Annotated in this window: 10 protein-coding genes; 1 reads left to right on the top strand and 9 read right to left on the bottom strand. The window is 61.7% G+C overall.

Annotation, left to right across the window (positions count from 1 at the left end; all coding sequences use genetic code 11):
* Positions 1–16: 16 nt before the first annotated feature.
* Genes fusA through rpsL form a run of 3 tightly spaced genes read right to left on the bottom strand, consistent with a single transcriptional unit; the run spans position 17 to position 3,049 of the window.
* Complete coding sequence (gene fusA / locus Q9316_RS07595; RefSeq protein WP_306034596.1) at positions 17–2,116, bottom strand: elongation factor G; 2,100 nt, start codon at positions 2,114–2,116, stop codon at positions 17–19.
* A 31-nt stretch (positions 2,117–2,147) separates the two neighbouring features.
* A complete protein-coding gene (gene rpsG, locus Q9316_RS07590) occupies positions 2,148–2,618 on the bottom strand; it encodes a 30S ribosomal protein S7 (RefSeq protein WP_069059038.1) in 471 nt (156 codons plus the stop codon).
* A gap of 59 nt (positions 2,619–2,677) precedes the next feature.
* A complete protein-coding gene (gene rpsL, locus Q9316_RS07585; RefSeq protein WP_003507760.1) occupies positions 2,678–3,049 on the bottom strand; it encodes a 30S ribosomal protein S12 in 372 nt (123 codons plus the stop codon).
* Between the two features lie 580 nt (positions 3,050–3,629).
* Here rpsL and Q9316_RS07580 point away from each other — a divergent pair.
* Positions 3,630–3,926, top strand: a complete 297-nt coding sequence (locus Q9316_RS07580; RefSeq protein ID WP_306034595.1) for a transcriptional regulator — start codon at positions 3,630–3,632, stop codon at positions 3,924–3,926.
* A gap of 89 nt (positions 3,927–4,015) precedes the next feature.
* Here Q9316_RS07580 and rpoC read toward each other — a convergent pair whose 3' ends face one another.
* The 6 genes from rpoC to rplK form a co-directional block, all read right to left on the bottom strand.
* On the bottom strand, positions 4,016–8,227 hold the full coding sequence (gene rpoC, locus Q9316_RS07575; protein ID WP_306034594.1) for a DNA-directed RNA polymerase subunit beta': 4,212 nt from the start codon (positions 8,225–8,227) through the stop codon (positions 4,016–4,018).
* Positions 8,228–8,381: 154 nt separating this feature from the next.
* Positions 8,382–12,521 (bottom strand): DNA-directed RNA polymerase subunit beta, encoded by a 4,140-nt coding sequence (rpoB, locus tag Q9316_RS07570; protein WP_306034593.1) that lies wholly within the window; start codon positions 12,519–12,521, stop codon positions 8,382–8,384.
* Between the two features lie 254 nt (positions 12,522–12,775).
* Positions 12,776–13,153, bottom strand: coding sequence for a 50S ribosomal protein L7/L12 (gene rplL / locus Q9316_RS07565; RefSeq protein WP_306034592.1), 378 nt, complete (start codon positions 13,151–13,153; stop codon positions 12,776–12,778).
* A 60-nt stretch (positions 13,154–13,213) separates the two neighbouring features.
* Positions 13,214–13,732: a 50S ribosomal protein L10 gene (rplJ, locus tag Q9316_RS07560; RefSeq protein WP_069059045.1), complete on the bottom strand. Its 519-nt coding sequence runs from the start codon at positions 13,730–13,732 to the stop codon at positions 13,214–13,216.
* A 358-nt stretch (positions 13,733–14,090) separates the two neighbouring features.
* A complete protein-coding gene (rplA, locus tag Q9316_RS07555; protein WP_306034591.1) occupies positions 14,091–14,783 on the bottom strand; it encodes a 50S ribosomal protein L1 in 693 nt (230 codons plus the stop codon).
* A gap of 4 nt (positions 14,784–14,787) precedes the next feature.
* Positions 14,788–15,219 (bottom strand): 50S ribosomal protein L11, encoded by a 432-nt coding sequence (gene rplK, locus Q9316_RS07550; protein ID WP_023517311.1) that lies wholly within the window; start codon positions 15,217–15,219, stop codon positions 14,788–14,790.
* Positions 15,220–15,246: the final 27 nt, after the last annotated feature.

The raw sequence follows: 15,246 nt of genomic DNA, 5'->3' as shown, positions 1-15,246 counted from the left end.
TAGGGACGTATCCCGGTCACTTCTGACCGGAATACTTTGCCTGGATTTCCTGTGCGACGTTCGACGGAACCGGCGCGTAATGGTCGAAGACCATCGAGTACTGGGCGCGGCCCTGCGACATCGAGCGCAGGTTGTCGACGTACTTGAACATGTTCGCCAGCGGCACGTTGGCGGAGATCACGACGGCGACGCCGCGCGATTCCTGGCCCTGGATCTGGCCACGACGGGAGTTCAGGTCGCCGATGACGTCGCCGACATAGTCTTCCGGCGTCACGACTTCGACCTTCATCATCGGCTCGAGCAACTGCGCGCCGGCTTCGCGGGAAGCTTCACGGAAGCATGCACGCGATGCGATTTCGAAGGCGAGGACCGAGGAGTCGACATCGTGGAAGGCGCCGTCGATGAGCGTCGCCTTGACGCCGAGCATCGGGAAGCCTGCGAGCGGACCCGAGGACAGAACGCTTTCGATACCCTTCTGAACGCCCGGGATGTATTCCTTCGGAACAGCACCGCCGACGATCTTGGATTCGAAGAGGAAATCTTCGCCGTCCGGGTTCGGTTCGAATACGAGCTTCACGCGGGCGAACTGGCCGGTACCACCGGTCTGCTTCTTGTGCGTGTAGTCCTTTTCGGTCTTACGCGTGATCGTCTCACGGTAAGCAACCTGCGGGGCGCCGACATTGGCTTCGACCTTGAACTCGCGACGCATGCGGTCGACGATGATGTCGAGGTGAAGCTCGCCCATGCCTGCGATGATCGTCTGGCCGGATTCTTCGTCGGTCTTGACGCGGAAGGACGGGTCTTCGGCGGCCAGGCGGTTGAGGGCGAGGCCCATCTTTTCCTGGTCGTTCTTCGTCTTCGGCTCGATGGCGATCTGGATGACCGGCTCCGGGAACTCCATGCGCTCGAGGATGACCGGCTTCAGCGGATCGCAAAGCGTATCGCCCGTGGTCGTGTCCTTGAGGCCGGCGAGAGCAACGATGTCGCCTGCGAAGGCTTCTTCGATGTCTTCACGCGAGTTGGAGTGCATCTGCAGCATGCGGCCGACGCGCTCGCGCTTTTCCTTGACCGTGTTCATGACCGACGTGCCCTTTTCGAGCTTGCCGGAATAGATGCGGGCGAAGGTGAGCGAACCGACGAAGGGGTCGTTCATGATCTTGAACGCGAGCATGGAGAGCGGCTCGGAGTCGTCGGCGTGACGCTCGATTTCGCCTTCCGTCTTCACGTCGATGCCCTTGATCGCCGGGATGTCTGCCGGGGACGGCAGGTAGTCGACGACGGCGTCGAGGAGCGGCTGAACGCCCTTGTTCTTGAACGCGGTACCGCAGAACATCGGGTGGAACTTCACGTCGATGGTGCCGCGGCGAACGAGTTCGCGGATCTTGTCGTTGTCCGGGTAATTGCCTTCGAGATAGGCTTCCATCGCGGCTTCGTCGATTTCGACGACGGTCTCGATGAGCTTCTCGCGGTATTCCTCGGCCTTGGCCATCATGTCATCAGGGATTTCGACGACGTCCCACTGGGCGCCGAGCGATTCGTCGCGCCAGACGAGAGCGTTCATCTCGACGAGGTCGATAACGCCCTTGAAGTCGCTTTCAGCGCCGATCGGCAGCTGCATAACGACTGCCGTCGCACCGAGGCGCGACTTGATCATGGACACCGAGCGGTAGAAGTCCGCGCCGGTCTTGTCCATCTTGTTGCAGAAGATCATGCGCGGAACGTTGTACTTCTCGGCCTGGCGCCAGACGGTTTCCGTCTGCGGCTCGACACCGGCGTTGGCGTCGAGCAGCGCGATGGCGCCGTCGAGAACGCGCAGCGAACGCTCGACTTCGATGGTGAAGTCGACGTGGCCGGGGGTGTCGATGATGTTGAAGCGGCGGGTCTTGCCGTCACGGCCCTTCCAGAAGGTCGTGGTTGCAGCGGACGTGATCGTGATGCCGCGTTCCTGCTCCTGCTCCATCCAGTCCATCGTAGCGGCGCCGTCATGGACTTCGCCGATCTTGTGGGACTTGCCGGTGTAGTAGAGGATGCGTTCGGTCGTCGTCGTCTTGCCGGCGTCGATGTGCGCCATGATACCGAAATTTCGGTAGTCTTCGATTTTGTATTCGCGAGCCATCTGGGACTCCTTTCGAGACGTCTAGTTTCGGTTACCAGCGGTAGTGCGAGAATGCACGGTTGGCGTCAGCCATCTTGTGCGTGTCTTCGCGCTTCTTGACGGCGCTGCCGCGGTTGTTCGCTGCGTCCATGAGTTCGCCGGAAAGGCGCTCGACCATGGTCGTCTCGTTACGCTTGCGGGCAGCTGCGATCAGCCAACGGATTGCGAGAGCCTGACGGCGCTCCGGACGGACGTCGACCGGAACCTGGTAGGTCGCACCACCGACGCGGCGCGAACGCACTTCGACGTGCGGCGCAACGTTGTCCAGAGCAGAATGGAACACCGTGACCGGGTCCTGCTTGGCCTTGCCCTGAACGACATCGAAGGCGCCGTAAACGATCGTTTCGGCGACGGACTTCTTGCCGTCCAGCATGATGGCGTTCATGAACTTGGTGACTACGAGGTCGCCGAACTTCGGGTCCGGGTTGATCTCGCGCTTTTCTGCTCTATGGCGACGGGACATACTTTTTGTCTCTCAAACTTGGAACTGATCTGACCAGCGAAATGGCGCCGGTTACTGTATTATTTCGGACGCTTCGCGCCGTACTTGGAGCGGCGCTGCTTGCGGTTCTTGACGCCCTGGGTGTCGAGAACGCCGCGGATGATGTGGTAACGCACGCCCGGCAAGTCCTTCACGCGGCCGCCACGGATCATGACGACGGAGTGTTCCTGCAGGTTGTGGCCTTCGCCCGGGATATAGCCGATGACTTCGAAGCCATTGGTCAGGCGGATCTTGGCGACCTTACGCAGAGCCGAGTTCGGCTTCTTCGGGGTCGTCGTGTAGACGCGGGTGCAAACGCCGCGCTTCTGGGGGTTTTCCTGCAGAGCAGGAACCTTGTTGCGCTTTACCTGCGCCTGGCGCGGCTTGCGGATCAACTGGTTTACGGTAGGCATAGACCCATCCCTTGTAATTCTAATCGTTACCCTTGCGGGCGTGTACATCGTGACCCTTGCGGGCTGATACATGGCCACACGCGTGTTCATGCGCAATAAAAGGCCGATCCGCTTGTCACGGATGACCTCGATAGGCAGAGGACGCGCTATAACCGCGTCATGCGTGCAGCATTCATGTTCTCAACGTGCGTCGAGCCCTGTTTGAGGCGAACTTCAGAACGAGTCATTCCGAACCAGCCAGCCTCACATAGGCTCTGATGGCGTGCGGTCTACTGTCTCAAGGGCAAAAGGTCAAGGGGCGAGGCGAAAGAATCGCGGCCCGGAATGGCTGGCCTGCCTGAAAAGCAGGGCTTTTAGCGGCCTGCCCTGCCCTGCGGCGGGCGCTTTCGACCCGTACAGGCATCGCCGGAGAACATTAAGAATGTCTGAAGACGGAATCAACCGGAAGAGTCGGCGCTCGGCAAATGCACCCACCGATTCTCCCGGCTACACCTTTTGGTGGGCAGCAGCGATTTTGCATTTGGGTCCGTCCGCCCTACCCTTTATAGAACGGACATCATTGACCCGAAAGGAGCCCGCCATGGCGTCCAGCGCCGACAACGACAACAACACGCTCGACGATCCGATGGTCTTCATCATCATCGGCAAGGCCTATGAGCGCGAGGGCGACGAGGGTATCGACATCCACGTCATGCTGCGCGCGCCCGACGACGACAGCGCCGTGCGCGAGGCCCTGAACGCGCTTTCGGAAGAAGGCTTCCTGGAAGCCGACCTCGACCAGATCGGCACCCTGACGGGCGAGCCCGAAGACGAGCCGCACGCCTCCGCCTACAAGGGCGCGCTGGAAGGCGAAGTGGCGATCATCCGCTTCGCGTAATTCCGGAAACCCGAAACGCAAAAAGCCGCCCGGATGCCGGGCGGCTTTTTTGTTTGGGCGGGAGGGCGGCGAACCGCCCTCCTCCAGCCTTATTCGGCTGCGGCACCCTCGCCGCCGGCGAGGTCCGCCAGCATCGGGGTTGCGACGCCAGCGCCGGTCGACTTGCGGCGCTCGTCGAGGATCATCTCGTCGCGGGCCGTCGCGATGCGGCGGATCTGGGTCATGGTGCCGCCGGTACCGGCCGGGATGAGGCGGCCGACGATGACGTTCTCCTTGAGGCCCTGCAGGCCGTCGGTCTTGCCGGCGATCGCAGCTTCCGTGAGGACCTTGGTGGTCTCCTGGAACGAAGCGGCCGAGATGAACGACGGGGTCTGCAGCGAGGCCTTGGTGATGCCGAGGAGGACGGGCTCGCCGTAAGCCGGCTTCTTGCCTTCCTCGATCAGGCTGTCGTTGACGTCTTCCAGCTCGATACGGTCGATGTTGTCGCCGACGATGTAGGTCGAGTCGCCTGCATCCGTGATCTCGACCTTCTGCAGCATCTGGCGAACGATCACCTCGATGTGCTTGTCGTTGATCACAACGCCCTGCAGTCGGTAGACTTCCTGGATCTCGTTCACGAGGTAGGAAGCGAGTGCTTCCACGCCCTTGATCGCCAGGATGTCGTGCGGCGCCGGGTTGCCGTCGAGGATGTAGTCGCCCTTTTCGATGTAGTCGCCGTCCTGAAGGTGGAAGGGTTTGCCCTTCGGGATCAGGTACTCGACCGGCTCGACACCGTCTTCCGCCGGCTCGATCATCACGCGACGCTTGTTCTTGTAGTCGCGGCCGAAGCGGACGGTACCATCGATCTCGGCGATGATGGCGTGGTCCTTCGGACGACGGGCTTCGAACAGTTCGGCAACGCGCGGCAGACCACCGGTGATGTCCTTGGTCTTGGCGCTTTCCAGCGGCGAGCGGGCAAGAACGTCACCCTGGGAGACCTTCTGGCCCGGCTCGACGGAAAGGATCGCATCGACCGAGAGCAGGAAGCGGGCTTCGCCACCACGGGACAGCTTGGCGACAGCGCCATTCTTGTCCTTGATGATGATGGCCGGCTTCAGGTCGGAGCCGCGCGGCGTCGAGCGCCAGTCGATGACCGAACGCTTGGTGATGCCGGTGGACTCGTCCGTCGATTCCAGAACCGAGATGCCGTCGACCACGTCTTCGAAGTGAACGGTACCCTCGACTTCCGTCATCATCGGACGGGTGTAGGGGTCCCACTCGGCGAGACGCTGGCCGCGCTTCACCTTGTCGCCGTCGTCCACGAAGATCTTCGAGCCATAGGCGACGCGCTGCGAGGAACGTTCCACGCCGCGCTCGTCCAGGATGGTGATCGCCATGTTGCGGCCCATCGCGACGAGATTGCCGTCGGAGTTGCGCAGCATGTTGCGGTTCTTCATCTGCACCGTGCCTTCATACGATGCTTCCAGGAACGACTGGTCGACCACGGTCGCCGTGCCGCCAAGGTGGAAGGTACGCATGGTGAGCTGGGTGCCCGGCTCGCCGATCGACTGTGCCGCGATGACGCCGACGGCTTCGCCCATGTTGACGGGCGTGCCGCGTGCAAGGTCGCGACCGTAGCAGACGCCGCAGACGCCGGTCTGGATCTCGCAGGTCAGCGCCGAGCGGATGCGGATCGACTGGATGCCAGCCTTCTCGATCTCCACGACGTCGGCCTCGAGGATCATCCGGCCCGCATCGACGATGCGTGCACCCGTGAGCGGGTGGTCGATGTCGTCGAGCGCGGTACGGCCGAGAACGCGGGTACCGATCGAAGCCACGACCTGGCCGGCATCGACGATCGCCGTCATCGTGAGGCCCTTGTCGGTGCCGCAATCGGTGTGCGTGACGATGCAATCCTGCGCGACGTCGACGAGACGGCGGGTCAGGTAACCGGAGTTCGCGGTCTTCAGGGCGGTGTCCGCCAGACCCTTACGGGCGCCGTGCGTCGAGTTGAAGTACTCGTTCACGGTCAGGCCTTCCTTGAAGTTCGAGATGATCGGCGTTTCGATGATCTCGCCCGAGGGCTTGGCCATGAGGCCGCGCATGCCGCCCAGCTGGCGCATCTGGTTCGGAGAACCGCGGGCGCCCGAGTGGGACATCATGTAGATCGCGTTCATCGGCTTCTGGCGGCCGGTCTCGGGGTCGAACTCGACGGCCTTGATGCGGGCCATCATGTCTTCCGCGACCTTCTCGGTGGCCTTGCCCCAGGCGTCGACGACCTTGTTGTACTTCTCGCCCTGGGTGATCAGGCCGTCGTTGTACTGCTGCTCGTATTCCTTGACCAGGTTTTCGGTGTCGCCGACGATCTTCGCCTTGCTGTCCGGAATGACCATGTCGTCCTTGCCGAACGAGATGCCGGCGCGGCAGGCATGGCTGAAGCCGAGCTGCATGATCCGGTCGCAGAAGATGACCGTGTCCTTCTGGCCGCAGTGACGGTAGACCGTGTCGATCATCTTGGAGATGTTCTTCTTGGTCATTTCCTGGTTGCAGATGTCGAACGGGATGTTGCCGTTCTTCGGCAGCAGTTCGCCGATGATCATGCGGCCGGGGGTCGTCTCGTAGATCTTGGTGTAGGGCTTGCCTTCACCGTCGACCGACTTGTAGCGGCCGCGGATCTTCGCGTGCAGCGTGACGACCTTGTTTTCCAGCGCATGGTGCAGTTCGCCCATGTCGGAGAAGGCCATGCCTTCGCCCGGCTCGTTCTGGTTCAGGATCGACAGATAGTAGAGGCCGAGAACCATGTCCTGCGAGGGAACGATGATCGGTGCGCCGTTCGCCGGATGCAGGATGTTGTTCGTCGACATCATCAGCACGCGCGCTTCAAGCTGGGCTTCCAGCGAGAGCGGGACGTGGACGGCCATCTGGTCACCGTCGAAGTCGGCGTTGAAGGCCGTGCAGACGAGCGGGTGCAGCTGGATCGCCTTGCCTTCGACCAGGATCGGTTCGAAGGCCTGGATGCCCAGGCGGTGCAGCGTCGGTGCGCGGTTGAGGAGAACCGGATGCTCGCGGATGACCTCGTCGAGGATATCCCAGACCTCCGGCTTTTCCTTCTCGACCAGCTTCTTGGCCTGCTTGACGGTCGAGGAGAAACCCTTGGCGTCGAGGCGGGCGTAGATGAACGGCTTGAACAGTTCGAGCGCCATCTTCTTCGGCAGGCCGCACTGGTGCAGCTTGAGTTCCGGACCGGTCACGATAACCGAACGGCCGGAATAGTCGACGCGCTTGCCGAGCAGGTTCTGGCGGAAGCGGCCCTGCTTGCCCTTGAGCATGTCGGACAGCGACTTCAGCGGACGCTTGTTGGCGCCGGTGATGACGCGGCCGCGGCGGCCGTTGTCGAACAGGGCGTCAACCGATTCCTGAAGCATGCGCTTCTCGTTGCGGATGATGATGCCCGGTGCGCGCAGCTCGATGAGGCGCTTCAGACGGTTGTTGCGGTTGATGACGCGGCGGTAGAGATCGTTGAGGTCCGACGTCGCGAAACGGCCGCCGTCCAGCGGAACCAGCGGGCGCAGATCCGGCGGGATCACCGGAACGACCTTCATGATCATCCATTCCGGACGGTTGCCGGACTCCATGAAGTTCTCGACGATCTTCAGGCGCTTCATCAGCTTCTTCTGCTTCAGGTCCGACGTGGTATCGGCCAGGTCAGAGCGCAAATCGCCGGCGATCTTTTCCAGGTTCATCGAGGCGAGCATCTCGTAGATGGCCTCGGCGCCGATCATCGCCGTGAACTGGTCTTCACCATATTCATCGACGGCGATCATGTATTCTTCTTCGGAAAGAAGCTGGTTTTCCTTGAGCGCGGTCAGGCCCGGCTCGGTCACGATGTAGTTCTCGAAATAGAGAACGCGCTCGACATCCTTCAGCGTCATGTCGAGCAGCGTCGAGATGCGCGAGGGAAGCGACTTCAGGAACCAGATGTGGGCGACGGGAGCGGCGAGCTCGATATGGCCCATGCGCTCGCGGCGAACGCGCGACAGCGTGACTTCGACGCCGCACTTTTCGCAGATGATGCCCTTGTACTTCATGCGCTTGTACTTGCCGCACAGGCACTCGTAGTCCTTGATCGGCCCGAAGATGCGCGCGCAGAACAGGCCGTCGCGCTCCGGCTTGAACGTGCGGTAGTTGATGGTTTCCGGCTTCTTGATTTCGCCGTACGACCAGGAAAGGATCTTCTCCGGAGACGCGATCGAGATACGGATGGAGTCGAACGTCTGCGCAGGCACCTGCGGGTTGAAAAGGTTCATGACCTCTTGGTTCATGCCTATCTCCTTCGTGGGCCAGTGGCCCTCTGCTTAGCAACCAATTGCGGCGATACCCGGGTGCCGCAAGGCTGCTTGAAACGGATGAGCCGCCCCTGCCCGTCCGGGCCGAGGCGGAAACGGTGCGCGCCTTTCGGCGCGCACCCGATCAGGCTTATTCCGCGGCGTCGGGAAGCTGGCCGGCTTCCGCAGCGGGATCGACCTTGGAGTTCTCAAGTTCGACCGACAGGCCGAGCGAGCGCATTTCCTTGACGAGAACGTTGAAGCTCTCGGGAATGCCCGCCTCGAACGTGTCGTCGCCACGCACGATCGCCTCGTACACCTTGGTGCGGCCCGCCACGTCGTCCGACTTCACGGTCAGCATTTCCTGCAGCGTGTAGGCGGCGCCGTAGGCTTCGAGCGCCCAGACCTCCATTTCCCCGAAGCGCTGGCCGCCGAACTGCGCCTTGCCGCCCAGCGGCTGCTGGGTAACGAGCGAGTAGGGACCGATCGAACGGGCGTGGATCTTGTCGTCCACGAGGTGGTTCAGCTTGATCATGTACATGTAGCCGACGGTGACCTTGCGGTCGAAAGCCTCGCCCGTACGGCCGTCGTAGAGAACCGACTGGCCGGAGGAGTTGAGGCCCGCACGCTCGAGCATGCTGGCGACGTCGGGCTCATGCGCACCGTCGAAGACCGGCGTTGCGATCGAGACACCCTTGCGGGACTGCTCGGCGAGCTTGACCAGGGCGTCGTCGTCGAAATGAGCGACTTCGTCCTTGGCTTCGCTCTCGTAGACTTCCGTCAACTCGCGCTTCAGGTCCGAGATGTCCATGGTCTTGCGATATTCGTCGAGCAGGTCGCCGATCTTCTTGCCCATGCCGGCGCAGGCCCAGGCAAGGTGGGTTTCGAGGATCTGGCCGACGTTCATGCGCGAAGGCACGCCGAGCGGGTTCAAGCAGATGTCGACATGCGTGCCGTCTTCGAGGAACGGCATGTCCTCGATCGGCAGGATGCGCGAGACGACGCCCTTGTTGCCGTGACGGCCGGCCATCTTGTCGCCCGGCTGGATCTTGCGCTTCACAGCGACGAAGACCTTGACCATCTTCATGACGCCCGGGGGCATTTCGTCGCCGCGCTGGACCTTCTCGACCTTGTCCATGAAGCGCTGTTCGAGACGCGACTTGGATTCGTCGTACTGGCCGCGGAGCGCTTCGATCTCGCCCTGAACCTTCTCGTCCTCGACGGCGAACATCCACCACTGCGAGCGGGGGTATTCGGAGACGATGGCGTTGGAAAGTTCCGTGCCCTTCTTGAAGCTCTTCGGGCCGGCGACGGCGACGTGGCCACGCAGCATGTCGATCAGGCGGCCGTAGACGTTACGGTCGAGGATCGCCTGCTCGTCGTCACGGTCCTTGGCCAGACGCTCGATCTCTTCACGCTCGATCGCCATCGCGCGTTCGTCCTTCTCCACGCCGTGGCGGTTGAAGACGCGAACTTCGACGACCGTACCGAAGGTGCCGGGCGGCATGCGCATGGAGGTGTCGCGAACGTCGGAGGCCTTTTCACCGAAGATGGCGCGCAGGAGCTTTTCTTCCGGCGTCATCGGGCTTTCGCCCTTCGGGGTGATCTTGCCGACCAGGATGTCGCCCGGCTGAACCTCTGCACCGATATAGACGATACCGGCTTCGTCGAGGTTCTTCAGCGCTTCTTCAGAAACGTTTGGAATGTCGCGCGTGATTTCTTCCGGACCCAGCTTGGTGTCGCGGGCCATGACTTCGAATTCCTCGATGTGGATCGAGGTGAACACGTCGTCGGAGACGATGCGCTCGGACATCAGGATCGAGTCTTCGTAGTTGTAGCCGTTCCACGGCATGAACGCGACGAGCGCGTTGCGGCCGAGCGCGAGGTCGCCGAGGTCGGTCGACGGACCGTCCGCGATGATGTCGCCCTTGTTCAGAACGTCGCCGACGGTGACCAGCGGGCGCTGGTTGACGCAGGTGTTCTGGTTGGAACGCTGGAACTTCTGCAGGCGGTAGATATCGACGCCCGACTTCGACGGATCGAGGTCTTCGGTGGCGCGGATAACGATACGCGTCGCATCGACCTGGTCGACGACGCCGCCGCGGCGGGCCGCGATGGCGGCGCCCGAGTCACGGGCGACGACCGGTTCCATGCCGGTGCCGACGAACGGGGCTTCGGCCCTGAGCAGCGGCACGGCCTGACGCTGCATGTTCGAACCCATGAGCGCGCGGTTCGCGTCGTCGTTCTCGAGGAACGGGATGAGCGCGGCCGCGACCGAAACGAGCTGCTTCGGCGAGACGTCCATCAGGTTGATCTGGTCGCGCGGGGCGAGCATGACTTCGCCGGCGTGACGGCAGACGACGAACTCTTCAGCGAAGGAGTTGTCGGCTTCCAGCGGCGAGTTGGCCTGGGCGACGTGGTACTTGGCCTCTTCCATGGCGGAGAGGTAGAGCACGTCCGTCGTGACCTTGCCGTCGATGATCTTGCGGTACGGGCTTTCGATGAAGCCGTACTTGTTGACGCGGGCGAAGGTTGCGAGCGAGTTGATCAGACCGATGTTCGGGCCTTCCGGCGTTTCGATCGGGCAGATACGGCCGTAGTGGGTCGGGTGAACGTCGCGGACTTCGAAGCCTGCGCGCTCGCGGGTCAGACCACCCGGGCCAAGAGCCGAAAGGCGGCGCTTGTGGGTGATTTCCGAAAGCGGGTTCACCTGGTCCATGAACTGCGAGAGCTGCGAGGAACCGAAGAATTCGCGAACGGCGGCAGCCGCCGGCTTCGCGTTGATCAGGTCCTGCGGCATGACCGTATCGATCTCGATTGAGGACATGCGTTCCTTGATCGCGCGCTCCATGCGCAGCAGGCCGAGACGGTACTGGTTCTCCATCAGTTCGCCGACCGAACGGACACGGCGGTTGCCGAGGTTGTCGATGTCGTCGATCTCGCCCTTGCCGTCGCGCAGTTCGACCAGCATCTTCACGACGGCAAGGATATCGTCCTTGCGCAGTGTGCGGACCGTGTCGGCGACGTCGAGGTCAAGGCGCATGTTCATCTTCACGCGGCCGACGGCGGAGAGGTCGTAACGCTCCGCATCGAAGAACAGCGTGTTGAACATGGCTTCGGCCGAATCCATGGTCGGCGGCTCACCCGGGCGCATGACGCGGTAGATGTCGAACAGAGCGTCCTGGCGGTTCTCGTTCTTGTCCGCGGCAAGCGTCGAGCGGATATAGGCGCCGACATTGATGTGGTCGATGTCGAGAACCGGGATCTCGTCGAAACCGGCCGACAGGATGACCGGAAGGGTCTTCTCGTCGATTTCGTCGCCGGCTTCGAGATAGATCTCACCCGTCGAATAGTTGACGATGTCCTCGGCGAGGTAGTTGCCGTACAGCTCGTCGTCGGTCGCCTTGAGGGCCTTGAGGCCCTTTTCGGAAAGCTGCTTGAGCAGGCGCGGCGTCAGCTTCTTGCCGATCTCCACGACGACTTCACCGGTGTCTGCGTCCACCATGTCCGCGACGGCCTTCTGGCCCTTCAGCGCGTCCGGATTGAAAGGCACGCGCCAGCCTTCGCCGTCGCGCTGGTAGAGCGACTTCGTGTAGAAGGTCGACAGGATTTCCTCGCCGTCCATGCCGAGCGCCATGAGCAGCGACGTGACGGGGATCTTGCGGCGGCGGTCGATGCGCGCATGCACGATGTCCTTGGCGTCGAACTCGATGTCGAGCCAGGAACCGCGATACGGGATGACGCGGGCTGCAAAGAGCAGCTTGCCGGAAGAGTGGCTCTTGCCCTTGTCATGGTCGAAGAACACGCCCGGCGAACGGTGCATCTGGGAGACGATGACGCGCTCGGTGCCGTTGACGATGAAGGTGCCGTTATCCGTCATGAGCGGCATGTCGCCCATGTAGACGTTCTGTTCCTTGATGTCCTTGATCGACTTGGCGCCCGTATCCTCGTCGATATCGAACACGATGAGGCGCAGCGTCACCTTGAGCGGCGCTGCGTAGGTCAGGTCACGCTGGCGGCATTCCTCAACGTCGAACTTCGGCTGTTCGAATTCGTAGGAGACGAATTCGAGCATGGAAGCGCCGGAGAAGTCCGTGATCGGGAAAACCGACTTGAAAACGGCCTGAAGGCCCTCGTCCGGACGACCGCCGGCGGGCTCTTCAACCATCAGAAACTGGTCGTAAGACGCCTTCTGAACCTCGATGAGGTTCGGCATTTCTGCGACTTCGGGGATTTTACCAAAAAACTTGCGTACGCGCCTACGACCGTTAAACGAAAGGGTCTGAGCCATCGTCGCTCCTTCAAAATTTGCATCCGGGCCTGCAACGGACGGGGTTCGCTGGCCAGTCGATCCCGTCTATCATGGGTTGGTTCAATCTCGTCTTGCCGCCGGTCGACGGGCCGGATTGCCCAATCTCGCGGGTGAAGACCATCCTCTTGAAGAACCCATTACCCAAAAGCCGTTTTCAGCGGCTTTTGGGTAATCAGTTCAGCGGAAAGGATCGATGGGAGAGGGTCGAAACCCTCTCCCACCGCATTCCGATATTACTTGACGTCGACCTTGGCGCCGGCTTCCTCAAGCTTCTTCTTGAGGTCAGCGGCTTCAGCCTTGGAGACGGCTTCCTTGACCGGCTTCGGAGCGCCTTCGACCAGGTCCTTGGCTTCCTTGAGGCCGAGGCCGGTGATGGCGCGGACTTCCTTGATGACGTTGATCTTGTTGGCGCCAGCGTCAACGAGGATCACGTCGAATTCGGTCTTTTCTTCTTCGGCAGCAGCCGGAGCAGCACCGCCGCCAGCAGCAGCGACAGCTACGGGAGCAGCAGCCGAAACGCCCCACTTCTCTTCGAGCAGCTTGGAAAGCTCAGCAGCTTCCAGAACGGTCAGAGCAGAGAGGTCTTCAACGATCTTTGCGAGATCAGCCATTGTCATAGTTCCTTATATTCGGTTCGAACTGGTTGGTTTGATTTACAGCGAAAAACCGCCTCAAGCGGCTTCGTCCTTCTTGGCGTAGGCGGCGAACACGCGGGCAAGCTGGCTTGCCGGTGCTGCAACGACCGTGGCGACGCGCGTAGCCGGGGCTGCAAGCAGGCCCAGGAGCTTACCGCGAAGCTCGTCGAGCGAAGGCAGAGTCGCGAGCGACTTGACTGCTTCTGCGTCGAGCGTGGTCGCACCCATGGCGCCACCGAGAACAACGAGCTTGTCGTTGGTCTTGGCGAAATCCATGGCTACCTTGGGAGCAATCATCGGATCATTTGCGTAAGCAATGAGCGTCTGACCCTGGAAGAGATCAGACATCCCTTCCGACTCCGTACCCTGAAGGGCAATTTTGGCCAGGCGGTTCTTCGCGACCTTGACGGTACCGCCCGCTGCACGCATCTTCGTACGAAGATCGTTCATCTGTGCGACGGTGATACCGGCGTAGCGGGCCACGACAACCGAACCGGAAGCCTTGAAGACTTCGTTCAGCTCCGTGACGAATTCGCGTTTTTCCGCTCTTTCCACTGTGCCTATCTCCAGTTGACAGGACCGTGAGTTCTCACGGGGACCTGCCGGGTTTACCTTTGCCGCCAGGGATCCGCTTTAAAAGGGATCCCGAGCGACGCTCGAGGATCCTGTCCCCCCGCGCTCGACCCGAAGGCCGCGACACAAGGTAAGGTAGGTTCGAACCGAATTCCGGCGTCATCCGACGCTGAATGAAATCCAGGTCTCACCCCGTCTCATGCAGGCTAAAGTGATTAAGGGATAACCACCTGCAATCTCGGACAGGAGTTCCGGGTTTGAGCCCGGAAATTCCCGGCCAGACAAGGCCGGGAATTCTGTTGCGGTTCGGCCGGAGCCGGACCGGAATTAAGCGCCTAGATCAGGCAACCGTCGACGGGTCGATCTTGACGCCCGGACCCATCGTCGAAGAGATGGCTACGCGCTTGACGTAGTTGCCCTTGGCGCCCGTCGGCTTCGCCTTGATGACGGCGTCGGCGAATGCCTTGATGTTCTCTTCCAGAGCCTTGGCGTCGAAGGAAGCCTTGCCGATGCCGGCATGGATGATACCAGCCTTCTCGACGCGGAACTCGACGGCGCCGCCCTTGGACGCCTTGACGGCGCCGGCGACATCCATGGTCACGGTGCCGACCTTCGGGTTCGGCATCATGCCGCGCGGGCCGAGAACCTTACCGAGGCGGCCGACGAGCGGCATCATGTCCGGGGTCGCGATGCAGCGATCGAAATCGATCTTGCCGCCCTGGACGATCTCGACGAGGTCTTCGGCGCCAACGACGTCTGCACCGGCGGCCTTGGCTTCGTCAGCCTTGGCGCCACGTGCGAAGACGGCGACGCGAACGTCGCGGCCCGTGCCGTTCGGCAGGTTGACGACGCCGCGGACCATCTGGTCTGCGTGACGCGGATCGACGCCGAGGTTCATGGCGACTTCGACGGTTTCGTCGAACTTTGCGGTCGCACGTTCCTTGACGAGGGCGATGGCGTCCGACAGGGCGACGAGCTTGGTCGGGTCGATGCCTTCACGGATCTTCTGGAGACGCTTTGCAATCTTGGCCATGGTCTTAACCTACCACTTCCAGGCCCATGGCGCGGGCGGAGCCCTCGACCATTGCCATCGCGCCTTCGATATCGGCGGCGTTGAGATCCTTCATCTTGGCTTCGGCGATCGACTTGATCTGAGCCTTGGTGAGCTTGCCGACGGTCGCGCCCTTGCCCGGGGTCTTCGAGCCGGACGTGATCTTGGCTTCCTTCTTGAGGAAGTAGGTCACCGGCGGCTGCTTCATCACAAACGTGAAGGACTTGTCCTGGTAGTAGGTGATGACGACCGGGATCGGCATACCCTTTTCCATTTCCTGCGTAGCCGCGTTGAACGACTTGCAGAATTCCATGATGTTAATGCCACGCTGACCAAGCGCCGGGCCGATCGGCGGGGACGGGTTTGCCGATCCTGCCTTGACCTGAAGCTTGAGCTGGCCTGCAACTTTCTTAGCCATTTCTCTCTGCCTTTCAGAATGCGGCCG

Source organism: Shinella zoogloeoides, assembly GCF_030733845.1.
GTDB lineage: Bacteria > Pseudomonadota > Alphaproteobacteria > Rhizobiales > Rhizobiaceae > Shinella > Shinella zoogloeoides_C.
This window is presented reverse-complemented; position numbering and strand designations above follow the sequence as displayed.

Coding starts and splice junctions, on each gene's coding strand:
- rpoC (WP_306034594.1), bottom strand. CDS start 8,227: ATGAACCAAGAGGTCATGAACCTTTTCAACCCGCAGGTGCCTGCGCAG.
- rplA (WP_306034591.1), bottom strand. CDS start 14,783: ATGGCCAAGATTGCAAAGCGTCTCCAGAAGATCCGTGAAGGCATCGAC.
- Q9316_RS07580 (WP_306034595.1), top strand. CDS start 3,630: ATGGCGTCCAGCGCCGACAACGACAACAACACGCTCGACGATCCGATG.
- rpsG (WP_069059038.1), bottom strand. CDS start 2,618: ATGTCCCGTCGCCATAGAGCAGAAAAGCGCGAGATCAACCCGGACCCG.
- fusA (WP_306034596.1), bottom strand. CDS start 2,116: ATGGCTCGCGAATACAAAATCGAAGACTACCGAAATTTCGGTATCATG.
- rplK (WP_023517311.1), bottom strand. CDS start 15,219: ATGGCTAAGAAAGTTGCAGGCCAGCTCAAGCTTCAGGTCAAGGCAGGA.
- rpsL (WP_003507760.1), bottom strand. CDS start 3,049: ATGCCTACCGTAAACCAGTTGATCCGCAAGCCGCGCCAGGCGCAGGTA.
- rplL (WP_306034592.1), bottom strand. CDS start 13,153: ATGGCTGATCTCGCAAAGATCGTTGAAGACCTCTCTGCTCTGACCGTT.
- rpoB (WP_306034593.1), bottom strand. CDS start 12,521: ATGGCTCAGACCCTTTCGTTTAACGGTCGTAGGCGCGTACGCAAGTTT.